Annotated in this window: 22 protein-coding genes; 4 read left to right on the forward strand and 18 right to left on the reverse strand. The window is 71.4% G+C overall.

Translation table 11 applies throughout. The features are described 5' to 3' along the window. Nucleotides 1–150: 150 nt before the first annotated feature. The 4 genes from ACJMNC_RS07475 to mtrA all read right to left on the reverse strand — a co-directional run bounded on the left by ACJMNC_RS07475 (nucleotide 151) and on the right by mtrA (nucleotide 4,940). A complete protein-coding gene (locus ACJMNC_RS07475; RefSeq protein WP_408947395.1) occupies nucleotides 151–843 on the reverse strand; it encodes a ComF family protein in 693 nt (230 codons plus the stop codon). 82 nt (nucleotides 844–925) lie between these two features. Next, complete coding sequence (locus ACJMNC_RS07480) at nucleotides 926–2,650, reverse strand: LpqB family beta-propeller domain-containing protein (RefSeq protein WP_408947313.1); 1,725 nt, start codon at nucleotides 2,648–2,650, stop codon at nucleotides 926–928. Next, the gene (gene mtrB / locus ACJMNC_RS07485) at nucleotides 2,647–4,257 is read right to left on the reverse strand and encodes an MtrAB system histidine kinase MtrB (protein WP_408947314.1); all 1,611 of its coding nucleotides are present in this window, start codon (nucleotides 4,255–4,257) and stop codon (nucleotides 2,647–2,649) included. The genes ACJMNC_RS07480 and mtrB overlap by 4 nt, the downstream gene beginning before the upstream one ends. Continuing rightward, on the reverse strand, nucleotides 4,254–4,940 hold the full coding sequence (gene mtrA, locus ACJMNC_RS07490; protein ID WP_408947315.1) for an MtrAB system response regulator MtrA: 687 nt from the start codon (nucleotides 4,938–4,940) through the stop codon (nucleotides 4,254–4,256). The genes mtrB and mtrA overlap by 4 nt, the downstream gene beginning before the upstream one ends. Nucleotides 4,941–5,028: 88 nt before the next feature. On the opposite strand from mtrA, the gene ACJMNC_RS07495 reads away from it, so the two are divergent. Further along, the gene (locus ACJMNC_RS07495) at nucleotides 5,029–5,664 is read left to right on the forward strand and encodes a dTMP kinase (RefSeq protein WP_408947316.1); all 636 of its coding nucleotides are present in this window, start codon (nucleotides 5,029–5,031) and stop codon (nucleotides 5,662–5,664) included. A gap of 266 nt (nucleotides 5,665–5,930) precedes the next feature. Here ACJMNC_RS07495 and ahcY read toward each other — a convergent pair whose 3' ends face one another. From ahcY to ACJMNC_RS07545, 10 genes are all read right to left on the reverse strand, one after another. After that, nucleotides 5,931–7,409 carry an adenosylhomocysteinase gene (gene ahcY, locus ACJMNC_RS07500; protein WP_408947317.1) on the reverse strand — a complete coding sequence of 493 codons (1,479 nt, stop codon included), beginning with the start codon at nucleotides 7,407–7,409 and terminating at the stop codon, nucleotides 5,931–5,933. A gap of 88 nt (nucleotides 7,410–7,497) precedes the next feature. Next, complete coding sequence (locus ACJMNC_RS07505; RefSeq protein WP_408947318.1) at nucleotides 7,498–7,680, reverse strand: MetS family NSS transporter small subunit; 183 nt, start codon at nucleotides 7,678–7,680, stop codon at nucleotides 7,498–7,500. Then, nucleotides 7,677–9,218, reverse strand: a complete 1,542-nt coding sequence (locus ACJMNC_RS07510) for a sodium-dependent transporter (RefSeq protein ID WP_408947319.1) — start codon at nucleotides 9,216–9,218, stop codon at nucleotides 7,677–7,679. Before ACJMNC_RS07510 ends, ACJMNC_RS07505 begins: the two co-directional genes overlap by 4 nt. A gap of 106 nt (nucleotides 9,219–9,324) precedes the next feature. Continuing rightward, complete coding sequence (locus ACJMNC_RS07515) at nucleotides 9,325–10,254, reverse strand: cation diffusion facilitator family transporter (RefSeq protein WP_408947320.1); 930 nt, start codon at nucleotides 10,252–10,254, stop codon at nucleotides 9,325–9,327. 138 nt (nucleotides 10,255–10,392) lie between these two features. Then, nucleotides 10,393–10,686 (reverse strand): WXG100 family type VII secretion target, encoded by a 294-nt coding sequence (locus ACJMNC_RS07520; protein WP_408947321.1) that lies wholly within the window; start codon nucleotides 10,684–10,686, stop codon nucleotides 10,393–10,395. Between the two features lie 105 nt (nucleotides 10,687–10,791). Continuing rightward, complete coding sequence (locus tag ACJMNC_RS07525) at nucleotides 10,792–11,100, reverse strand: WXG100 family type VII secretion target (RefSeq protein WP_408947322.1); 309 nt, start codon at nucleotides 11,098–11,100, stop codon at nucleotides 10,792–10,794. Between the two features lie 67 nt (nucleotides 11,101–11,167). Next, on the reverse strand, nucleotides 11,168–12,412 hold the full coding sequence (locus tag ACJMNC_RS07530) for a hypothetical protein (protein WP_408947323.1): 1,245 nt from the start codon (nucleotides 12,410–12,412) through the stop codon (nucleotides 11,168–11,170). Further along, on the reverse strand, nucleotides 12,409–12,714 hold the full coding sequence (locus ACJMNC_RS07535) for a type VII secretion target (RefSeq protein WP_408947324.1): 306 nt from the start codon (nucleotides 12,712–12,714) through the stop codon (nucleotides 12,409–12,411). The genes ACJMNC_RS07530 and ACJMNC_RS07535 overlap by 4 nt, the downstream gene beginning before the upstream one ends. Further along, nucleotides 12,711–13,076 carry a YbaB/EbfC family nucleoid-associated protein gene (locus ACJMNC_RS07540; RefSeq protein WP_408947325.1) on the reverse strand — a complete coding sequence of 122 codons (366 nt, stop codon included), beginning with the start codon at nucleotides 13,074–13,076 and terminating at the stop codon, nucleotides 12,711–12,713. Before ACJMNC_RS07540 ends, ACJMNC_RS07535 begins: the two co-directional genes overlap by 4 nt. Nucleotides 13,077–13,131: 55 nt before the next feature. After that, a complete protein-coding gene (locus ACJMNC_RS07545; RefSeq protein WP_408947326.1) occupies nucleotides 13,132–13,482 on the reverse strand; it encodes a hypothetical protein in 351 nt (116 codons plus the stop codon). Here ACJMNC_RS07545 and ACJMNC_RS07550 point away from each other — a divergent pair. Together ACJMNC_RS07550 and ACJMNC_RS07555 are read left to right on the forward strand one after the other, a co-directional pair. Continuing rightward, nucleotides 13,475–14,908, forward strand: coding sequence for a MinD/ParA family protein (locus ACJMNC_RS07550; protein WP_408947327.1), 1,434 nt, complete (start codon nucleotides 13,475–13,477; stop codon nucleotides 14,906–14,908). The two genes, ACJMNC_RS07545 and ACJMNC_RS07550, sit on opposite strands and share 8 nt — an antisense overlap. 119 nt (nucleotides 14,909–15,027) lie before the next feature. Further along, nucleotides 15,028–16,059 carry an alpha/beta fold hydrolase gene (locus tag ACJMNC_RS07555; RefSeq protein ID WP_408947328.1) on the forward strand — a complete coding sequence of 344 codons (1,032 nt, stop codon included), beginning with the start codon at nucleotides 15,028–15,030 and terminating at the stop codon, nucleotides 16,057–16,059. On the opposite strand, the gene ACJMNC_RS07560 is transcribed toward ACJMNC_RS07555, so the two are convergent. Further along, nucleotides 16,052–17,425 (reverse strand): NAD(P)/FAD-dependent oxidoreductase, encoded by a 1,374-nt coding sequence (locus ACJMNC_RS07560; protein WP_408947329.1) that lies wholly within the window; start codon nucleotides 17,423–17,425, stop codon nucleotides 16,052–16,054. The genes ACJMNC_RS07555 and ACJMNC_RS07560 overlap by 8 nt on opposite strands. 122 nt (nucleotides 17,426–17,547) lie before the next feature. On the opposite strand from ACJMNC_RS07560, the gene ACJMNC_RS07565 reads away from it, so the two are divergent. Then, entirely contained in the window at nucleotides 17,548–18,414 is an 867-nt protein-coding gene (locus tag ACJMNC_RS07565) for a LysR family transcriptional regulator (RefSeq protein WP_408947330.1), read from the forward strand. A 7-nt stretch (nucleotides 18,415–18,421) separates the two neighbouring features. Here ACJMNC_RS07565 and truA read toward each other — a convergent pair whose 3' ends face one another. The 3 genes from truA to ACJMNC_RS07580 form a co-directional block, all read right to left on the reverse strand. Continuing rightward, nucleotides 18,422–19,327, reverse strand: a complete 906-nt coding sequence (gene truA / locus ACJMNC_RS07570; protein WP_408947331.1) for a tRNA pseudouridine(38-40) synthase TruA — start codon at nucleotides 19,325–19,327, stop codon at nucleotides 18,422–18,424. A gap of 11 nt (nucleotides 19,328–19,338) precedes the next feature. Beyond that, nucleotides 19,339–19,929, reverse strand: coding sequence for a 50S ribosomal protein L17 (gene rplQ, locus ACJMNC_RS07575; protein WP_408947332.1), 591 nt, complete (start codon nucleotides 19,927–19,929; stop codon nucleotides 19,339–19,341). 63 nt (nucleotides 19,930–19,992) lie between these two features. Continuing rightward, nucleotides 19,993–21,045, reverse strand: coding sequence for a DNA-directed RNA polymerase subunit alpha (locus ACJMNC_RS07580; RefSeq protein WP_408947333.1), 1,053 nt, complete (start codon nucleotides 21,043–21,045; stop codon nucleotides 19,993–19,995). Nucleotides 21,046–21,116: the final 71 nt, after the last annotated feature.

The raw sequence follows: 21,116 nt of genomic DNA on the forward strand, positions 1-21,116 counted from the left end.
GCGACAGGCCGTTTTCCGGGCCGGACGGCCCGGAAAACGTTCCCCTGCACCTATGACGTTATCGGGTTTGGCCCGCTTCGGCCACGTTTCAGCACGTGATTCTCGCCCTCTCTGCCGCCCGCCCGATCGCCGCGTCCGCCGCCTCGCCGATCACACCCCGGCGAGCACCACCGCCACGTCCACCGCGACGCCGCACCGGGCCAGTGCGGCCACCGACACCGCGGCCGTCGCACCGGTGGTCAGCACGTCGTCCACCAGCACCACCGTGCACCGGCGGCGCCGCACCGGAGGCGGCGGCGGACCGGTCACCACCACCGCACCGCGCAGATTGGCCAGCCGCCCGCCGGCGTCGAGGCCGGCCGAATCCCGGGCCGGCCCGGCGGTCCGCAGCAGCTCGGCCACCCGTACCCGCGGCCCCAGCTCGGCCCCGGCCGCCCGGCTCACCGCGGTGACCGGATCACCGCCGCGGCGCCGCGCCGCTAGCGCCCGGGTGGGTGCCGGGATCAGCACCAGCCCGCCGGTCGCAGGCAGATCACCCCAGCGGGCGAGGGCGATCAGTGCCCGGGCGAGGACGGTGCCGAAGACCGGCACCAGGTCGGTGCGCCGATGCTCTTTGAGTTCGACGATCCCGCGCCGCAGCGGTCCGCGGTACCGGCCCGCCGCGAAGGCCGGCACCCCCGGATCCACCCGCGGACGCAGCCGGACCGGCACATCGTGGAGCGCCCGCGCACAGCGCGGACACCAGCGCACCCCGGGGCGGCCGCACCCTCCGCATTCGAGCGGCATCGCCAGTTCGGCGGCCGCCGCCAGCCAGCCCGGAATCCCCGCCCTCACCCCGGCGATGCTCGTCGCCGGGCACCGCCGCCGCCAGCCCTCCGTCCACAGTCCGGCCGCCCCACAGTCCGGCCGGCGACCGGCCGAGCGGTTATGAACCGGGGACCACCGGAACGGTGCCGGCCGCCACGTCGTCCACCCCGGTCCAGTACTGGTCCTGTGCGCCGCTCGAGGTCCGCAGCACCAGCACCGTCCGGCTGTCGCCGACGAAGACCGAGCTGCGGCCGGCGGCGATGCTCAGCACCGGCGGTTTGAGGTTGCCCGAGACCATCGGCACCACGGGCAGCCCGGAGAGCGGAATCCGCATCACCGGGGTCTCCTCGCCCTGCCGCGCCACGTACACCGATTCCGGACCGCCCCAGGTCAGCGACACCACCGGGGTGTCGATGCCGTAGGCGGCCGGGTAGACGCCGGTCAGCGCCGGCAGCCCGCGGTCGTTGGTGGAGATCACCGCCAGCATCACCTTCCCGCCCACCAGCAGGACCACCCGTACACCGTCGGGCGACACCTTCATCGCGGTGATCGGGCCCGGCGCCGCCGCGGTCACCTCGGAGACGTCCAGTTCGGACGAGCGGACCTCACCGGTGTCGGCGTCGGCCGTCCACAGGCTGGGCTTGCCGTCGACCACCGCGAAGCCCGTCTGCGCGCCGGCGCCGAACGACGGTGTGGCGATCACCGCGCCGCTGAGCACCTCGGCGACGTCCTCTCCGTAGCGGCCGCGCACCAGCACCTGCCGGTCGCCGCGCTGCGCCACCGCGGTCACCCACTGCTGGTCGGCGGAGATCGCCGCGGCCCGCAGGTCGTGTGCCGCGCCCAGCACGCCCTGCACCGCGACCGGGCCGGACGGACCCACCCGGTACAGTCCGCCGTCGCGCACCAGGTGCAGCGGCGGGGTCCCCTGGTCGGGGTCCGGGTCGAAGCTCTTGACGTCGGCCATCTCCCAGCCGGCCTGCCGTTCGGGCACCAGCGGTCCGCCGTCGGCGGTGATCTGGTACGTCCCGCGGATCCCGGCGCCGGCCAGCGTCCAGATCAGCTGGGCGGCGATCATGGTGCGGTACCGGGTGTCGGACTCGGTCAGCCCGCCCAGCGAGATCCGCACGTCGCTGCCGTCGACGTCCACCGGGCCGTGCATCTGGATGTCGCCGCTGCTCGAGACCGCACCGGCGAGGTTGTCCGAGGGGCCGGCCAGCAGCCGCACGATCAGATCCGTCGGGCTGATCGAGGCGCCGTAGAACCAGCGCGGATCGGAGACCAGGTGGGTGACCGTGCGGTCCGGGTAGTACAGATTGGCCGAGCGGTAGGCGGCCTCGAACTGCGCGAGATCGGTGATCGCCCCGGTCGGGAGGTCGCCGTTGATCCGCCAGGCGCCGTTCACCCGGATCAGGTTCAGCGGGACCGTCGTCCGGCCCTGGGCCGGGGTCAGCCGGCCCTCCGGGCTGAGCTCACCGGTCGTCGCACCGATGATGCGCAGCCGCACCGCGCTCTCGCTGCGTTCGTCCACCACCACCCGGACATCGTCGAGCACCGTCATCGGACCGGTGTCGTCCCACCGGCCGGAGGCGCCGGCGGTGAGGAAGCGGCGGGCGGCGCGGTGACCGGAGTCGGGGTCGGCGGAGGCCTTGAGGAAGTTGCGGACCAGCGTCTCCGGATCGTCGCTGCGGCGCGGGGTGGGCACCAGGTCGGTGGGCAGCGCCCGGTTGAACTCCTTGATCGGCTGCGGCGCCGACGACTCGGGAATGGCCACGCAGCCGGTCGCGAGCAGCACCGTCAGCACGGTCAGCAGCAGCGCCGTGACCCGGCGCGACAGGGTTCTCATTTCGCAGCCTCCCCGGTGGGGCTGAGCGGCAGCGGACTGCCGAGCAGCTTGTGACCGCGCACCAGCGGCAACGTCAGCCGGAAGCAGGATCCCACCCCGGGCTCACCGGCCGCCTCGAGCCTGCCCTGGTGCAGTCGGGCGTCCTCGATACTGATGGCCAGACCCAGACCGGTGCCACCGGAGCGGCGCACCCGGGACGGGTCGGACCGCCAGAACCGGTTGAAGACCAGCTTCTCCTCCCCCGGTTTGAGCCCGATGCCCTGGTCGACCACGGTGATCGCCACCGCCTCGCCGTCCGAGCGCATGGTGAGGGTCACCGGCCGCTGCTCGCCGTGGTCGATGGCATTGGCCAGCAGGTTGCGCAGAATGCGCTCCACCCGGCGCGGATCGATCTCCGCGTACACCGGCTCCACCGGCAGATCCACCACCAGTTCGGTACCGGTGTCGGCGGCCAGCGGGGTGACCGTGGCCAGCGCCGCCTCGATCGGGATGGCCATGTTCTGCCGTTCGGCGGACAGCTCGGCCTGGCCGGCGTCGTGCCGGGAGATCTCCAGCAGTTCGGTGAGCAGCGTCTCGAAACGGTCGAGTTCCTTCTCCAGCAGTTCCACCGAGCGCCGCTGCACCGGACTGAGGTCCTCGCGCTCCTCGTAGAGCACGTCGGCGGCCATCCGCACGGTGGTCAGCGGGGTGCGCAGCTCGTGACTGACATCGGAGGTGAACTGCCGTTGCAGGCCGCCGAACTCCTCGAGGTGGGTGATCTGTTTGGACAGGCTCGCCGCCATGTCGTTGAACGAGACGGCCAGCCGGGCGAACTCGTCGTCGCCGCGGACCGGCATCCGCTCGGAGAGCCGGCCGTCGGCGAACCGCACCGCGATGCGCGAGGCGGCACGCAGCGGACCCACCACCTGCCGGGTCACCAGCCAGGCGATCGCCGCGAGCAGCAGGAGCAATGCCGCGCCGCCGGCGAGCATGGTGCCGCGCACCAGCGAGACCGTGTTCTCCTCGTCGGCCATCGGGAAGATCAGATACAGCTCCAGATCGGGCACCGGGGTGTCGAGCGGGGTGCCCACCACCAGCGCCGGGATCCGCCGACCGTCGCGATCGACGGTGGTGTACTGGTACGCCACCTGCCCGCGGGAGACCATCTGCTGCAGCTGGGGGGTCACGTCGGCGACCGGCCCCACCCCGGCGGCGGGCGTACCGCCGTTCGCCGCCGGCACCATCACCACGCTGTCGAACGATCCCGAGGTCGCCGAGTTCTGTGCCGCGTCGACGTCCTGGTCGGGCAGCAGCATCCGGACCCGGGCGAGCCGGGTCTGCAGGGAGACGGTGGTGTCGGTGGTGGCCAGGACGCGTTCGACCACACCGCGGCCGCGTTCGAGCTGGTTGGCCGCCACATCCTGTTTGGCGTCCAGCAGCCGGCCGGTGATCTGGCTCATCAGCACGAAGCCGACGGCCAGCAGCACCACGAACGAGAGCAGCAGCGTGGAGACCACAACGCGCAGTTGCAGGGACCGGCTCCACACCGACTGCAGCGCGTGGCCGATCCGGGCGGCCACGCGCTGCAGACCGGCGACGGCCCGGTTGAGACGCCGGGTGTTGATCACGGAGGTCCGGCCTTGTAGCCGACCCCTCTCACGGTGAGCACGATCTCCGGGTTCTCCGGGTCGGTCTCGACCTTGGCGCGCAGCCGCTGGACGTGCACGTTGACCAGGCGGGTGTCGGCCGGGTGCCGGTATCCCCAGACCTGTTCGAGCAGCACGTCGCGGGTGAACACCTGGCGCGGTTTGCGGGCCAGCGCCACCAGCAGGTCGAATTCGAGCGGGGTCAGCGAGATCGGGACGCCGTCACGGGTCACCTTGTGCGCGGGGACGTCGATCTCGACCGGGCCGATCGAGAGCAGTTCGGTCGGCTCGTCGGCGGTGCGGCGCAGCCGGGCCCGCACCCGGGCGACGAGTTCCTTGTGCTTGAACGGCTTGACCATGTAATCGTCGGCGCCGGATTCAAGGCCCAGGACCACGTCCACGGTGTCGGATTTGGCGGTCAGCATGACGATCGGAACACCGGATTCGGCGCGGATGGCGCGGCACACGTCGATGCCGTTCATGCCGGGCAGCATCAGATCGAGCAGCACCAGGTCGGGCCGCAGGTCGCGCACCGCGTCGAGGGCGAGCGAGCCGTCGCCCACGACGAAGGGCTCGAATCCCTCGTTCGACAGGGCGATGGTCAGCATTTCGGCCAGCGAGGCATCGTCGTCGACGACGAGAATCCGAGGCTTCATATCGACCATCGTGGCACTCTCCGGGGCTCAACCGCCGTATCGACACGGGCGGGCCCGCCCGCCGGGGGCGATGCGGCGCGCGTAGAGTCCTCCGATCATGGGCATTCTGGTCGCGATCGAAGGTCTGGACGGCGCCGGCAAGAACACGTTCGTGCAGCGGCTGCTCGGTGATCCCCGGCTGCGGGGGCTGACGGCGGAGACGACGACTTTCCCGGGCTACGGCCGGTCGATCGAAGCCGATCTCGCGGCCGAGGCGCTGCACGGGGAGCACGGCGACCTGAGCGGCAGCGCCTATGCGATGGCGATGCTCTTCGCGCTCGATCGCCGCCGGTCCAGGGAGGCGCTGCAGCAGGCCCGCCGCCGCACCGATGTGCTGGTCTGCGATCGGTATGTGGCCTCGAACGCCGCCTACAGCGCGGCCCGCCTGGGCCAGGGCCCGGACGGCGAGGTGACCCGGTGGGTGGCTGAGCTGGAGTTCGGCCGCTTCGAGCTGCCCCGCCCGGACCTGCAGGTGCTGCTCGGCGTGCCGCCCGAGGTGGCGATGGAGCGGGCCGCCGGCCGGGCCGCCACCGATGCGAGCCGGGCCCGGGACGCCTACGAACGCGACGCCGGCCTGCAGTCCCGCGTCTACCGCGCCTACCTCGACCTCGCCGACGCCTCCTGGATGAGCCCGTGGGCCGTCGCCGACGGCGACGCTGCCGTCGACGCCGTCCTCGCCGCCCTGGACTCCTAACTGCTCTCGACTCCTAACTGCAAAGATCGTCCGCTCACAGCCAGTCCGAGGGCATATTGCCCTCGGAGCGCCTCAGATCGGACGATCTTTGCAGCCCCACTTGTCAGGCCCACCGGAAAGCCCCGCGGAGCACACCCGCCACAGAGACGACGAGACCCGTGGTGGCCATGTTCTTCTGAGGCCCTCCGCAGCGACGAGCCCCCAGGGCGAGGAGCGAGGACTGCCCGAAGAAGAACATGGCCACCACGGGCCATCAACGACCTGAGTCAGTACCGGTAGTGCTCCGGCTTGTACGGCCCTTCGACGTCCACACCGATGTACTCGGCCTGCTCCTTGGTGAGCTTGGTGAGGGTGCCGCCGAGCGCTTCGACGTGAATCCGCGCGACCTTCTCGTCGAGGTGCTTGGGCAGCCGGTAGACCTCGTTGTCGTATTCGTCGTTCTTGGTCCACAGTTCGATCTGTGCGATGACCTGGTTGGAGAAGCTGTTGCTCATCACGAACGACGGGTGCCCGGTGGCGTTGCCGAGGTTCAGCAGCCGGCCCTCGGAGAGCACGATGATCGAGTGCCCGTCCGGGAAGACCCACTGGTCCACCTGCGGCTTGATGTTGATCCGGGTCATGCCCTCGGCCGATTCCAGGCCGGCCATGTCGATCTCGTTGTCGAAATGGCCGATGTTGCCCAGGATGGCCTGGTTCTTCATCTGCTTCATGTGCTCGAAGGTGATGATGCCCAGGTTGCCGGTGGAGGTGACGACGATGTCGGCGTTGCCGATGGCCTGTTCGACGGTGACCACGTCGAAGCCGTCCATCATCGCCTGCAGGGCGTTGATCGGGTCGATCTCGGTGACCTGGACGCGGGCGCCCTGGCCGGCCATCGACTCGGCGCAGCCCTTGCCGACGTCGCCGTAGCCGCAGATGAGCACCTTCTTGCCGCCGATGAGCACGTCGGTGCCGCGGTTGATGCCGTCGATCAGCGAGTGCCGGGTGCCGTACTTGTTGTCGAACTTGGACTTGGTGACCGAGTCGTTGACGTTGATCGCCGGGAACTTCAGGTCGCCGGCGGCGGCGAACTGGTAGAGCCGGAGCACACCGGTGGTGGTCTCCTCGGTGACGCCCTGCACGGAGCCGGCGATCCGGGTCCACTTGCCGGCGTCGGCGGCCAGCGAGGCGCGCAGCAGTTCCAGGAAGACCTTGTACTCGGCCGGGTGATCGTCGTCGGTCGGCGGTACCACGCCGGCGGCTTCGAACTCGGCGCCGCGCAGCACCAGCATGGTGGCGTCGCCGCCGTCGTCGAGGATCATGTTGGCCTCGTGGCCGTCGGGCCAGGTGAGCATCTGCTCGGCGGCCCACCAGTACTCTTCGAGGCTCTCGCCCTTCCAGGCGAACACCGGAACGCCCTTCGGCTCCTCGGGGGTGCCGTGCGGGCCGACGACGACGGCCGCCGCCGCGTGATCCTGGGTGGAGAAGATGTTGCACGACGCCCAGCGGACCTGTGCGCCGAGCGCGACGAGGGTCTCGATGAGCACGGCGGTCTGCACGGTCATGTGCAGCGAACCGGAGATCCGGGCGCCCTTGAGCGGGGCGACGTCGGCGTATTCACGCCGCAGTTCCATCAGGCCCGGCATCTCGTGCTCGGCGAGGCGGATTTCCTTGCGGCCGTAGTCGGCTGCGGAGAGGTCGGCGACCTTGAAGTCGATGCCGTTGCGAACTTCTGCGGTAGGTGCGCTAGTGGGCGCGGGGGTCATGTGATCCCTTTCGTGTGTCAGCCGTCATATCCGGATGTCCGGCACCACGTTAGCCGGTGCTCACCGGTCTGGGGACGGCGGTGCGCGCTCAGGTGTCGCGCATGGGATGCGGCTCACTCTCGCGCGCCGCATCGTCCGCGATCTGGGCGTCGGTCTCGTCGGGGAGATCGGTCACCTCGGGCCGCAGATTGAGGAAGACGACGGCGGCGATCAGCCCGCCCCACACCAGGACGACGGCCACCACCAGCAGGGCGATCGCAGGACCGGTCATCGCTTCGCTCCTTCCAGCGGAGGCCAGGCCACGAAGGCCGGATCGTCGCGCCCCTTCCAGCCGGTCAGCGCCAGGCCGGCGGCCACGACGACGGCCAGGACCACCGTGCCCCAGCCGAAGACGCCGATGTACCAGTCCGGGTAGCCCTCATAGCCGTCGACGATGAGCTCGCGCAGCTTCTGCACCAGCATGACGGTGAGGAAGACCGGCGCGAACACCCCGACCAGCGGTATCCACCAGCGGCCCAGCTTGAAGGTCGACACCGTGTTGAGGTGCAGACGCAGCAGCTCGCCGCGGCGGGCGAGCCAGACGACGGTGACGCACATGACGATCGCCGAGGTCACCACGCCGACGTTGTTGGCGAACATGTCGACGGTGTCGAGCGCCACCAGTCCGGTGGTGGTGGCGAAGAGCCCGAAGGAGAAGGCCGCGCAGACGACGCCGACCGAGACGGCCGCGGTCCGCTGCGACAGCCCGAACTTCTCCTGCAGCGCCACCGAGACGCCGACGACCAGCGAGACCAGTGAGGTGAAGCCGGCGATCACCAGCGAGCCGAAGAACAGTGCGCCGAAGAGCGCACTGCCGGGCATCTGGGAGATCACCGCCGGGAAGGTGACGAACGACAGGATCGGTCCGGTGAGGCCTTCGAGCTGATCCACCGCGACACCCTGTTGGTGGGCCAGGAAGCCGAGCGCCGAGAAGACGCCGATGCCGGCGAGGATCTCGAACGACGAGTTGGCGAAGCCGACGACGAGTCCGGAGGAGGTCATGTTGGCCTTGCGGCGCTGGAACGATGCGTAGGCGATCATGATGCCGAAGGCGATCGACATGGAGAAGAAGATCTGGCTGTACGCGGCGATCCAGACGTCCAGGTCGGTGAGGGCGCCCCAGTCCGGGGTGAACAGCGCGTTGAGGCCGTCGGTGGCGCCGGGCAGGGTCAGGGCGCGGATCACCAGGGCGCCGAAGCCCAGCACGAGCAGCGGGATGCCGATGACGTTGACCTTCTCCACGCCGCCGGAGATGCCGGTGGCCAGCACGATGATGATGAGCACCCAGACCAGCGCCAGCGGCCACGCCACCCCGGCCACCAGTTCGGAGGAGATGCCGGGGTCGGCGGCGTGCAGATAGTCGTTGAGGAAGAAGTTCTGGGTGTCCGACCCCCATTTGGTGCCGAACGAGAAGTAGAAGAAGCTCATCGACCAGGCGATGACCGCGGCGTAGTAGATGGAGATGATGAACAGCAGCATGGTCTGGAACCAGCCGATGCCTTCGGCGCGGCGGTGCAGCCGGCGCAGGGCGAGCGGGGCCGATCCCCGGAAGCGGTGGCCGATCCCGTAGTCGAGGAACAGGATCGGGATCCCGGCTGTGATCAGCGCGATGAGGTACGGGATGAGGAAGGCGCCGCCGCCGCTCTCGTAGGCGACCCCGGGGAACCGCCAGATGTTGCCCAGTCCCACGGCCGAACCGATGGCCGCCAGGATGAACCCGCGGTTGCTGGTCCAGGTGTCACGCTGGGCATCGGTCCCCGACTGCGCCACCGAGTGCTCCTTCGTTCGTCCGGCGATTGCGCTCGAAGGTATCGCAGTTCGGTGTCACCCGCTGACGTTTCCCCGGCGGGCGCGGCGCGTCACGCCGGCGCCCCGATCAGGTCGACGATGCGCCGGTCCGGTCGATGTCTGGCTCGAGGTAGATGACCCGCGTGTGCGGGACCGCGGCCCGGACCCGGGCTTCGGCGCCGTCGATGGCGCGGGCGATCGCCTGCGCGGACGAGCCGGGTTCGATGGCGATCTTGGCGGCCAGCATCAGCTCGTCGGGACCGAGGTACTGGGTCTTGTAGTGGATGACCCGGACCACGCCGTCACCGGGCAGTGCGGCGACGATGGCGGCCTCCTCGGCTTCGGTGGCGCCCTCGCCGATCAGCAGGCTCTTCATCTCCCTCATCAGCACGATCGCGATGATGCCCAGCAGCGCACCGATGCAGACGGTGCCGATGCCGTCCCAGACGGCGTCGCCGGTGGCCATCGACAGGCCGACGCCGCCGAGGGCGAGCACCAGACCGATCAGCGCGCCGCTGTCTTCGAGCAGCACGACGGGCAGTTCCGGGTTGCGGGAGGTGCGGATGAACGACCACCAGGAGCTGTCGCCCTTGAGCGGTGCCGACTCCTTCCGCGCGGTGTTGAAGCTGTAGCCCTCGAGGGCGATGGCCACCAGCAGGATCGCGATCGCCACGTACGGGGATTCGAGTTCGTGATCGTGGGAGTGCTGGATCTTGTGGATGCCCTCGTAGAGCGCGAAGAGGGAGCCGAGCGAGAAGATCACCAGTGCCACGACGAAGGAGTAGAAGTATCGCGCCCGGCCGTACCCGAACGGGTGCAGCCGGTCGGCGGCCTGGCCGGCGCGCTTCTGGCCCAGCAGCAGCAGGCCCTGGTTGGAGGTGTCGGCCACCGAGTGAACGCCCTCGGCGAGCATCGACGACGAGCCGGTGATGGCGAAGCCGACGAATTTGGCGACGGCGATGCCTGCGTTCGCCGCCAGCGCCGCGATGATCGCCCTCGTGGATCCTTCGGCAGACATCGGCCACTCCTGATCGCTCGGCCCGTGCGGGCGGATGGGGCCGCACCGGTGGTGCGGCGGATCCAGCGTAATGCCCGCACGGGCCGGACCGGGTGCAGGGCGGTTCGGCGCCGCCGCACCCGGTCCGGTCCGGCCGGTTCAGACCCCGAAGGTGCGTCCCACCTGGTGGTCGGTCTCGAACATCCGGTTCGAGGCCTTGGCCACTCCGGTACCGAGCCCGTCGAGCCGCGTCCGGGCGTCGAAGAAGAGCTTGTCCCAGTGGTCCTGCGCCTCCTGGTAGGCGGCCGCGCCGCCGGACTCCCAGTTGGCGGCGAGTGCGGTGACCTGCCTGCGCAGGCTGCCGGCCAGCTCTTCGAGCCGGGAGAATTGGGCTTTGAGGTCGCCGGACAGGGCGCCCAGGCCGTCGAAGTCGTATCGGATCACGCCGTTCATCGCGTCATGCCTTTCATCGTGTGGTGTGGTTCATCGCGCCGGCGCACCGTGCCGGTGCACCGCTGCGGGCGGCGCCACCGGCGGAGCCGGGCCCGCCCGGTGCCGTCAGCCGTCGGCTCCGGCCGAGCCGGTGATGGTGGCGGCGGCCACCGCGTCCTCGTCGTCGTAGCCGCGGAAGCCGACGGTCAGTTTGTTCTCGATGTCGCCGAGCGCCTGCTCGAGCCGCACGGCCACGGCGTGCCAGTCGGTGTGGGTGGCGTCGAACGAGGACGCGGCGGCGCCGGTCCAGGCCGACAGCCCCTGCACCGAGCTGGTCTTGATGCGGCCGATCACCTCCCGCATGTCGGCGACCACTCCTTTGATGGATGCGGCGCTGGCCTGCCCGGCCGCCACATCCAGATTCAGCTGTTTCACTTCTTCCCCCTCGAGGTGTGGTGTGCCCCGGACGCGGTCGCGCCCGGGTCGTCGGTGACGGCGGCCGTCAGACCTGCCGCTCCCACGGTTGTGTGGCCGCCGGGCCTGCGGTCTCCGCGAGCCCGGACGACTCGGTCCAGCCGGGCGCGTCCTCACCGCGGGCCGCGAGCAGCGGTTCGGTGCTCGCCGGCCGGTCGCCGAGCGTCACCACCGGCTCGGGCCCCGGCGCGGCGGGCTGCGCCGTGGCCGGGGTGAGCCCGGCCGGGCTGAGCGCCGCCGGGCGGACGGTGACCGGACGGTCGCCGGTGGCGGTGTCCGACGGTGCGCTCCCGGCGGGCACCGCGCCGGGCACGGCCCTGTCCGCCACGGTGCTCACCGGGACGGCGTTCCCGGTCACGGTGCTTCCGGGCAGGGTGCTTCCGGGCACGGGGTCCGACGGCCCGCCCGGCGTGGTCGAGGCGCCGGCCGCTCCCCCGGCGCCGCCCAGCAGAGCACCGGCCAGCTGGGCCGCGGTCCCGACCAGCGGGGCCGCGCCGTCGAGCAGGTCGGCGGTCAGTGCCAGCGGCGAGCCGGTGTTCGGTGCGGCGGCCACCGGGACCGGACTGCCCTGCGCGGCGACCTCGGCGGTCGGCGCGGCCAGCTGTGCGTGGGTGGCGCTGACCGCCGCGATGCCCTCGGCGAGCCCCTCGGCGGCGATGCCCAGCGCGGCGAGCTGTCCGGGCGGAGTGCCGATCACGGGCAGGGTGGCCGCCAGTTTCCCGGCGGTGGCCACCACGATCCCCTGCACCTGGGCCAGGCCGGTGGCGACGATCCCCAGGGCGCCCTGCAGGCCCGCGCTCAGCGCGGTGCCCTGAGCGGCGACCGCGGCGGTGTCGGCCGCGGTCGCCGCCGACCGGGTGGCGGCGGCTCCCGCCGCGTCGCCGGTCCACAGTCCGTCGACGGCGCGCAGCGCACTCGATGCCACGCCCATCCCGGTCTGCAGCGTCTGCGCCAGCCCGGTGAGGGCCGCCACCGGATCCTGGCCTGCGCCGGCGTCACCGGGGATGCCGGTTCCGCCGGCCGTACCGGTGCCGAAGACCCGGAGCAGACCGGTCAGCGGCGCGAGCAGGCCGGTCGGGTCGAGCGCTGCGGCGAGACCGGACAGGTCGACCTCTGGTGTCACCGCGCCGAGGTCGGGCAGCAGGTCCGGCACCCGGCCGCCGAGGTCGGCCAGCAGTTGACCCGGCGTCGTGTCGAGGAGCGCGGGCAGGCCGGTGGGGGCGAGCAACTCGCCGAAGGTCGCCTCCCCGGCGGCCGGCGCGAGCGCGTTCACCGGGACCCCATCCCGGCCGCACCGGCGGTGTCGGCGGCCGTGAATCCGGCCAGGCCCGCGGTGGTGGCCGCGGACGTCCCGGCATGGACGGCGGCGAGTTGGGCCACCGCCGCCAGATGGTTGGCCTGGGCGGCGGTGAAGGCGGCCAGGAACTCCTGGCCGATCAGGCCGAACGCGCCCACCAGCACCGCGCCCTGGGCGGCGAGATCCAGGGTGCCTGCGGTCGCCGTGGCCGCCGCCAAGCCGTCTTCGGCGGCTGCGAGGGCGGCGAGCGCATCGGGCGCCACCGTCACATTCGTCATCGTGATCCCCATTCCTCGATGTGGTCCGGGCCGGCCGGCCCGGGCGACGTCCCGTCGGCGGTGTCGGCGCCGAGGGCTTCCTGCAATTCGGTCAGCACTGCTGTGCGGCGGACCGCCATCGCGGCGGCGGCACCGCCGGCGGCCGCCAGTACGGCCTGCGCCAGCCGGTCCGCATCGCCGCCGCCCGCACCGGGTGCGAGCCGCAGTCCGACCAGCCCGCCGCCGGCGTCGACGACGGCCTGCACCCGGCCGTCGTCGCCCTCGCCGGTCTCACGTGCGGCGGCGAGCTGCTCGCGGGCGTGCTGCAGTGCGTCGAGCCGGTCCCTGGCGCGGCAGAGCACCGCGTCGAGTTCGGCGGTCATCGCGCCGCCCCCGCACGCACCGGTCCGGCCGTCGGCGCCGCGGCCGCGGTGACCGTCACCGGACTCCCCCGTCCTGCTCCCACAGCCGGTCCGCGTCCGCCTCGAGCCGGACCAGATCCTCTCTGCCGGTCAGTCCGAGAGCAGCCGTGACCTCCGGGCCGGCCCCGGACTCGATGAGCGCGGCGCGGGCATGCAGGCCGGCCCCGGCCCGGGCCACCGCGCACAGCGCGACGATCCGTTCGGCGAGCCGTTCCGGGCTCGCCGCGAGTTGCCCGGGTGAGATCGACAAGGTCACCGGCAGCCCGTCGGCGGTGACCGCCAGCGCGATGGAGCCGTCCCGTGCGGAGGCGGGGAACAGCCGGCCGTGATCGGTGCCGGGCGGGCCGGCGGAGTCAGCGATGGTCATGCGAATTAGACGCAGCGCCGGCCGTTTCGGTTCCATCCGGATCGGCGGCGCGGCGCGCGGCGGCCGAAGGCCCGTCGGTGTTGGACGCGCCGGCCGCCGCCCGGGTTCCATCGCCGTCATCCCGGGCGGTTCGCCGCCCGGCACCCGTAGCGTGACGGCCCGGCGCCGGAGTGGGCCGCCATCGCAGACGAGGGGAACTGTCATGACCGGAACCGACGACACACTGGCACCGTGGCTGCAGCCGGCAGCGCACAGCGGAACGGCACCGTCGATCGACCTGTCGGGGATCGGTGTGCCGCCGCCGGTCCCCGCCTCGGCGCCGGGCATCGCGCCGGGCCCGCCGCGTCCGGCGCCGACGCCCACCGGCGCACCCGCACCTCCGCCGATGCTTCCGCCCACGCCGCCGCAGATGCCTCCGCCCGGGCCCGCACCGATGTCGCAGGCCGGAGCCCACCAGGGTCCGGCCCGCGGGCCGGCGCTCGACGACGTCGCGGTGCTCCGCAAGTCCCGCCGGGCACCGGCCGGCGGCTGGCGGCGGGCCGTGCACACCCTCTCGGCGGGGCTGGTCAATCCGGGCCAGTCGCCGTCCGAGCTGGAGTATCAGGACCTGCTCGAACGGCTGCGCCGGCCGGTCCGCGGCGACTACCGGATCGCGGTGCTCTCCCTCAAGGGCGGCGTCGGCAAGACCACCACCGTGGTGGGTCTGGGCGCCACCCTGGCCGGCCTCCGCGGCGACCGGGTGATCGCCGTGGACGCCAACCCCGACCTGGGCACCCTGGCGCAGCGGGTGCCGCAGCAGACCGGATCCACGGTGCGCGACCTGCTCGCCGACCCGCAGATCCACCGCTACTCGGACGTGCGCGCCCACACTTCGCAGGCTCCGAGCCGGCTCGAGGTCCTGGCCTCCGAACGCGATCCGGCCGCGGCCGAGGCCTTCTCCGAGGACGAGTACCGCGGGGTGCTCGCGATCCTGGCCCGTTACTACAACATCATCCTGACCGACTGCGGGACCGGGATGAGCCATTCGGCGATGCGCGGCGTCCTGGACCTGGCCGACGCGGTGGTCCTGGTCAGCTCGCCGGCGCTGGACGGGGCGCGCAGCGCCGGAGCCACCCTGGACTGGCTCGCCGGGCACGGTTTCGGCCACCTGATCTCCCGCTGTGTGGTGGTGCTGTCCTCGGCCCGGCCGGGATCGTCGGGTATCGACGTCGACCAGCTGACGCAGCACTTCCTGGCCCGCTGCCGGGCGGTGCACCGGATCGGCTTCGACGACCACCTGGCCGAGGGCGCCGAACTGGACCTGGATCTGCTGCATCGGCGCACCCGGCGCAGTCTGGTCGAGCTGGCGGCCACCCTCGCCGACGACTTCGGCGGCACCTCGCTGCGCCGCCGCCCGCCGTTCGAGCGCGGGCAGCCCGGGCGGTGAGCACCGGCGGCATATAGAACCCGTTCCACCCCTCGCCGCGCGCGATCAACCGGCCTGCGGTTGAATGAGTGGTGAACGCGCGGTAGCCGCCGCGCGGACACACCCTCGCGGGAGGAACCATGACCGAGTCGAACTCGGCGCTGCCTCCGGTGCGAATCGAGTACCGCACCGTGCACGGCTACCGCCGTGCCTTCCGGATCGCCGGCAGCGGCCCGGCGATCCTGTTGCTGCACGGGATCGGTGACAATTCGTCGACCTGGGATCCGGTGATCGCCCGGCTCGCCCGCACGCATACGGTCATCGCCCCCGACCTGCTCGGGCACGGACTGTCCGACAAACCGCGCGCCGACTACTCGGTGGCGGCCTTCGCCAACGGCATGCGCGACCTGCTGGTGGTGCTGGGCATCCCCAAGGTCACCGTCGTGGGGCATTCCCTCGGCGGCGGGGTGGCCATGCAGTTCTGTTACCAGTTCCCGCGCTTCGCCGAGCGGCTGGTGCTGGTCGCCGCCGGCGGCGTGACCCGCGAGGTGAATCCGGCCCTGCGGCTGGCCACCCTGCCCGGCGCCCCCGCACTGCTGCAGACCCTGCGGGTGCCCGGCGTGCTGCCGGCGCTGCGCGCCCTCTCGGGCACCCTGTCGACCATGGAGTCCGCGCCGGGTCTGCCCGCCCGGCTCTCCCCCAAGCAGCTGATGACCGACCATGAGGATCTGCTACGGGTGCTCAGCGACCTGGCCCAGCCGGGTTCGCAGGCCGCCTTCGTCCGCACCCTGCGTGCGGTGGTGGACTGGCGCGGCCAGTCGATCACCATGGTCGACCGCGCCCACCTCACCCAGTGGCTGCCGATGCTCATCGTCTGGGGGTCCAAGGACACCGTCATCCCGGTGCATCACGCGCAGATCGCGGGCGCGGCCATCCCGCATGCACAGGTCGAGATCTATTCCGGCGCGGGGCATTTCCCGTTCCACGACGATCCGGACCGGTTCGTCGACGACGTCCTCACCTTCATCGCGAGCACCGACCCGGTGGACTTCGATCCGGTGAGCTGGCGTGAGCTGATGTGCGCCGGCCGGCGCCTCGACGACATCGTCGGCGACGATCAGCTCATCGAAGAGGTCCTCGAGGCCATGGAGGACGAGCGCAGCGTCAGCTGACCGGGTGCGCCCGCCGCGGCTCCCCCGACCGATCCTCCCCTGAAGGATGCTCTGCAGAAGAACGCTCTGCCGACGGCTGCTCTGCTGAGGGCTGCTCCGCCGGCCGATCCGCAAGTGACGGTTCCGCCGGTGCCGCGCCGGGCCGGGCGTCGAGGCCGTCGAAGCCCGGACGCTGTCGGCCGGCGAAGGCCTTGAACCAGGAGGCGACGGCGACGAACCGGTTGCGGAATCCCACCAGATAGAACAGGTGCACGGCCAGCCAGGTGAACCAGCCGGGCAGTCCCGTGAGGCGGACGCCGCCGGGGGCGTCGACGACGGCGTTGTGCCGGTTGACCACCGCCATGCTGCCCTTGTCGCGGTAGACGAAGGCGGTGCCCGGCTTCGTCTTCCCACGGACGATGTCGGCCGCGTGCCGGCCCTGCTGCATGGCCACCGGGCTCTGTCCCGGGTAGCCGTTCAGGCTGGTCATGTCGCCGATCGCGAAGACATCGTCGCGGCTGCCGGCGGTCAGATCCGGGTTGATCAGCAGCCGTCCGGCGCGGTCGGTGCGGCAGCCGGTGGCCTCGGCGATCACCTTCGCCAGGCCGGTGGCCTGCACGCCGGCCGACCAGACGACCGTCGCCGCGGTGATGGTCTGCTCCCGTCCGTCGGCATCGCGCACCCTCACCCGGCCGGCGTCGTCGATGTCGGTGACCATGGTGCCGGTGAGCACCTGGACACCGGCCTTCTCCAGGGTGGTGCGGGTGAAGTCCGAGAGGGCTCCGCCGTACACGGGCAGCACGTCGCCGGCGCCCTCCACCAGGTAGACGTCCGGCTCGACATCGGTGAAGTGCCGGGCGCCGAGTTCGGCGATCTGGCCGGCGAGTTCGACCCCGGTGGCCCCGGCGCCGACGACCACGAAGCGGTGCGCGGCCTCGTCGGCCGGGTCGCCGGTGAAGCAGTCGTGCAGGTGACGGCGCAGCGTGACGGCGTCGTCGAGGGTTTTGAGCGAGAAGGTGCGCTGCGCCCATTCGTCGTGGCCGAAGTACCCCTGGCGGGCACCGGCGGCGACGATGAGCGAGCCGTACTGGATCTGGCGATCGCCCTCCGGGGTGCGGTAGGTGACCACCTTGGCCTCGGCGTCGACGGCGGTCACATAGCCGCGGACCACGTCGACGCTCTTCTTGCCGGAGAGCACCGCGGCGATCGGCGGGGCGATGTCGGAGCCGGGCAGCACACCGGTGGCCACCTGGTAGAGCAGCGGCTGGAAGAGGTGCTCGTCGGTGGCCGAGATGAGCGTGGTGGTCACCCCCGAGCGCGCCAGCCGTTTGGCGGCGGCCAGACCGCCGAAGCCTGATCCGATGACGACTGCCGCCGTGGTCTCCATAAGCGCCGTTCCTCTCCGCGTCGTTGCGATACTTCCACTTTGGTGAATGGATCAGCGCACTTCAACCTGTTCAGAACTGTTCTGAACATAGGAACGATCTGTTTTGCTCATATGATGAGGGAATGGAGTTCCGTCAGCTGGAGTATTTCGCAGCCATCGCCGAGACCGGCGGTTTCGCTCGTGCCGCCCAGCGCTGCTTCGTCTCCCAGTCGGCGGTCAGCCATCAGATCGCTGCCCTCGAACGCGAGCTGGGCGCCGAGCTGTTCGATCGCAGCAACCGCGCGGTGCGGCTCACCGAGGCGGGGCAGACCCTGCTCCCCCGGGCCCGCGAACTGCTCACCCTGCGCGACGAGGCGGTCGCCGCCTTCGCCCCGCAGCCCGACCGGGTGCGGATCGCCGCCAACATGTCCTTCGCCCGTGCGGCGCTCGCGGCGGTCGCGGCCGTCCGCGAGCGGCACGACGAGGCCGAGATCGACTTCTCGATCAAACCCTTCGCCCAGCGGGTGGCGGCGGTCGCCGACGGCGAGGCCGATCTGGCGCTGGTGCGCGGCCCGGTCGAGCACGACGGGGTGTACCTGGATCCGCTCTGGGTGGAGCAGCCGGTGATCGCCTTCGCGGCCCGCCATCCCCTGGCCGGATCCGGGCGCACCCCCGATCCGGCCCAGCTGGCCGAGTATCCGCTGCTGCTGCCGCCCGCCGGCCACCAGGTACTGCTGCATCGGCTGGTGGAGAAGGTCTTCGATCAGGCGGGGGTGCCGGTCTGCTGGGGTCCGGAACTGCGCGACGGCTATCCGGCCGCGTTCGAACTGATCAACCGTCCGGACAGCTGGACCCTGCTGTACGAGGACCCGCTGTCTCCGGGCATCGCCTGCCGCCGCGGGCTCGAGTTCACCCTCACCGTCTCGGCGGTGCTGCGCACCGATGCCACGCCCAATCCGCTGGTGGCCGATCTGCTGACCGAGCTCTCGCACGGCTATCGCCGCCGGTGAACGACGGTCAGCCGCCGCAGCAGCCCCCAGCCGACCGGCCGCCCACCTCGTGGGCGCGGCGCACGTCGCGCGTGCGCCGGTTGCGCGCCGCCCACTGCTCGGGCGGCGGATAGTAGACCTGAGCCAACGACAGTCCGCGGGCCTGGGCCACGGGGACCTTCGCACTGCGGCTGCGTTCGTCGAGTAGCGCCGCGCACCAGTCTTCGGTGCGTCGTCCGTCGCCCACACTGGCCACCGCCCCGACCAGGGACCGCACCATCGACCAGCAGAAGGCGTCCGCGCGCACCCGGCCCACCAGCACCCCGTTCTCGTCGCGCCGCCAGACGAACTCCTGGAGCTCGCGGATGGTGGTCGAACCCTCCCGGTAGCGGCAGAAGGCGGCGAAGTCGTGCAGCCCCAGCAACCGCGACGCGGCCGCGTTCATGGCCTCGACGTCGAGCGGGCGCGGCCAGTCGGCGGTGATGCGCGCGAGGGTGGGCTCGGCCCCCCAGGCGGCGTCGGCGAGCCGGTATTCGTAGCGGCGGGCCAGCGCCGAGAAGCGGGCGTCGAACTCCGCCGGGACGGCGTCGACCGCCTTGACCCGGACGTCGCCGGGAAGCATCCGGGCCAGCCGCCGGACCAGCCGTGACGGGTCGCCGCCGATCGAGCGGGTGTCCAGGGCGGCGGCCGGCACATCGCAGTGCGCCACCTGCCCGCCGGCATGCACTCCGGCGTCGGTGCGGCCGGCCACGGTGAGCCGCACCGGTGACCGCATGATGGTGCTCAGCGTGGTCTCGAGGGTCTCGCACACGGTGCGGCGGCCGGGCTGGGTGGCCCAGCCGGAGAAGTCGGTGCCGTCGTAGCCGATCAGCAGGCGCAGACGGCAGAACCCGCCGTCGCCGGGGGCGACAGCGGGTTCCGCGGTGTCAGACATGACGGATGCGACTACTTCTCGTCGGCATCCTCGGCGTCGCTGCCGTCGACGTCGGCGCCGGCGGCTTCGGCCTCGACCGCGGTGGCGGCCGACGACTGCTCGTCCACGGCCTCCGAGACGGCCTCGGCGTTCTCCACCTGAGCCTCGGTGGCCTCGGCCTCGACGGCCTCGACCGGGTTCTGCTCCGCAGCCTTCTTCTTGGAGGCGGCGGCGCGGGTGGCCCGGCTGGCCTCCGACGACGCGGTGGACTCGCGCACCAGCTCGATCACGGCCATCGGGGCGTTGTCACCCTTGCGCGGCAGCGTCTTGATGATGCGGGTGTAGCCGCCGTCGCGGTCCGCGAACGACGGACCGATCTCGGCGAACAGCACATGCACGATGTCCTGGTCGCGGATGTCCTTCAGCACCTGACGACGGTTGGCCAGCTGGCCGGCCTTCGCGTGGGTGATGAGCTTCTCGGCGTACGGACGCAGCCGCTTGGCCTTGGCTTCGGTGGTGGTGATTCGGCCGTGCTCGAACAGCGCCGTGGCCAGATTGGCGAGGATCGCCTTCTGGTGGCTGGCCGACCCGCCGAGGCGGGCACCCTTGGTGGGCTTGGGCATTTCTTCTCCTAGAGGGGACTCACCTGTCCGTCAAGACCGGTGCGTCGTGATGGTTCTTCCAGCTCAGAGCTGTTCGGTCTCGGCGAAGTCCTCGCCACCGTCGGCGTCGTAACCGCTCTCGTCGGCCCAGGTGCCGGTGGCCGGGTCGTAACCGGCGACCTGCGACGGGTCGAAGCTGGCCGGGCTGTCCTTGAGGGACAGGCCCATGCCGTGCAGCTTGACCTTGACCTCGTCGATCGACTTCTGGCCGAAGTTGCGGATGTCGAGCAGGTCCGACTCGGTACGCGCCACCAGCTCGCCGACGGTGTGCACACCTTCGCGCTTGAGGCAGTTGTACGAACGGACCGTCAGCTCCAGATCCTCGATCGGCAGGCTGAAGGCGGCGATGTGGTCGGCCTCGGCGGGCGACGGCCCGATCTCGATGCCCTCGGCCTCGACGTTGAGCTCCCGAGCCAGGCCGAAGAGCTCGACCAGGGTCTTGCCGGCCGACGCCAGGGCGTCACGCGCGGTCATGGAGTTCTTGGTCTCCACGTCGAGCACGAGCCGATCGAAGTCGGTGCGCTGCTCGACACGGGTGGCCTCGACCTTGTAGGTCACCTTGAGGACCGGCGAGTAGATCGAGTCGACCGGGATACGGCCGATCTCGGCGCCGGTGGCCTTGTTCTGCACGGCCGGCACGTAGCCGCGGCCCCGCTCGACGACCAGCTCGATCTCGAGCTTGCCCTTGTCGTTGAGGGTCGCGATGTGCAGATCCGGGTTGTGCACCGCGACACCGGCCGGCGGCACGATGTCGGCGCCGGTGACGGCACCCGGGCCCTGCTTGCGGACGTACATGGTGACCGGCTCGTCCTCTTCGGAGCTGACCACGAGGCCCTTGAGGTTCAGGATGATGTCGGTGACATCCTCCTTGACCCCGGGGACGGTGGTGAACTCGTGCAGAACACCGTCGATGCGGATGCTGGTGACCGCCGCGCCCGGAATGGACGACAGCAGCGTGCGCCGCAGCGAGTTGCCCAGGGTGTAACCGAAGCCCGGCTCCAGCGGTTCGATGACGAACTTGGACCGGTTCTCGGCGATGACCTCTTCGGACAGAGTGGGTCGCTGTGAGATGAGCATGTGGTGGACTTCTCCTTCGGCCGACCGCTATTTGACGGCCTCGAGGTGGACCAGACAGCGTGCGCTGGCTG

Origin of the sequence: Gordonia sp. VNK21, assembly GCF_046098115.1 — a bacterium.
Classification (GTDB): Bacteria; Actinomycetota; Actinomycetes; order Mycobacteriales; family Mycobacteriaceae; genus Gordonia.

Coding starts and splice junctions, on each gene's coding strand:
- ACJMNC_RS07480 (WP_408947313.1), bottom strand. CDS start 2,650: ATGAGAACCCTGTCGCGCCGGGTCACGGCGCTGCTGCTGACCGTGCTG.
- mtrA (WP_408947315.1), bottom strand. CDS start 4,940: ATGGTCGATATGAAGCCTCGGATTCTCGTCGTCGACGACGATGCCTCG.
- ACJMNC_RS07495 (WP_408947316.1), top strand. CDS start 5,029: ATGGGCATTCTGGTCGCGATCGAAGGTCTGGACGGCGCCGGCAAGAAC.
- ahcY (WP_408947317.1), bottom strand. CDS start 7,409: ATGACCCCCGCGCCCACTAGCGCACCTACCGCAGAAGTTCGCAACGGC.
- ACJMNC_RS07505 (WP_408947318.1), bottom strand. CDS start 7,680: ATGACCGGTCCTGCGATCGCCCTGCTGGTGGTGGCCGTCGTCCTGGTG.
- ACJMNC_RS07515 (WP_408947320.1), bottom strand. CDS start 10,254: ATGTCTGCCGAAGGATCCACGAGGGCGATCATCGCGGCGCTGGCGGCG.
- ACJMNC_RS07520 (WP_408947321.1), bottom strand. CDS start 10,686: ATGAACGGCGTGATCCGATACGACTTCGACGGCCTGGGCGCCCTGTCC.
- ACJMNC_RS07535 (WP_408947324.1), bottom strand. CDS start 12,714: ATGACGAATGTGACGGTGGCGCCCGATGCGCTCGCCGCCCTCGCAGCC.
- ACJMNC_RS07540 (WP_408947325.1), bottom strand. CDS start 13,076: ATGACCGCCGAACTCGACGCGGTGCTCTGCCGCGCCAGGGACCGGCTC.
- ACJMNC_RS07550 (WP_408947327.1), top strand. CDS start 13,475: ATGGTCATGCGAATTAGACGCAGCGCCGGCCGTTTCGGTTCCATCCGG.
- ACJMNC_RS07545 (WP_408947326.1), bottom strand. CDS start 13,482: ATGACCATCGCTGACTCCGCCGGCCCGCCCGGCACCGATCACGGCCGG.
- ACJMNC_RS07555 (WP_408947328.1), top strand. CDS start 15,028: ATGACCGAGTCGAACTCGGCGCTGCCTCCGGTGCGAATCGAGTACCGC.
- ACJMNC_RS07560 (WP_408947329.1), bottom strand. CDS start 17,425: ATGGAGACCACGGCGGCAGTCGTCATCGGATCAGGCTTCGGCGGTCTG.
- ACJMNC_RS07565 (WP_408947330.1), top strand. CDS start 17,548: ATGGAGTTCCGTCAGCTGGAGTATTTCGCAGCCATCGCCGAGACCGGC.
- truA (WP_408947331.1), bottom strand. CDS start 19,327: ATGTCTGACACCGCGGAACCCGCTGTCGCCCCCGGCGACGGCGGGTTC.
- rplQ (WP_408947332.1), bottom strand. CDS start 19,929: ATGCCCAAGCCCACCAAGGGTGCCCGCCTCGGCGGGTCGGCCAGCCAC.
- ACJMNC_RS07580 (WP_408947333.1), bottom strand. CDS start 21,045: ATGCTCATCTCACAGCGACCCACTCTGTCCGAAGAGGTCATCGCCGAG.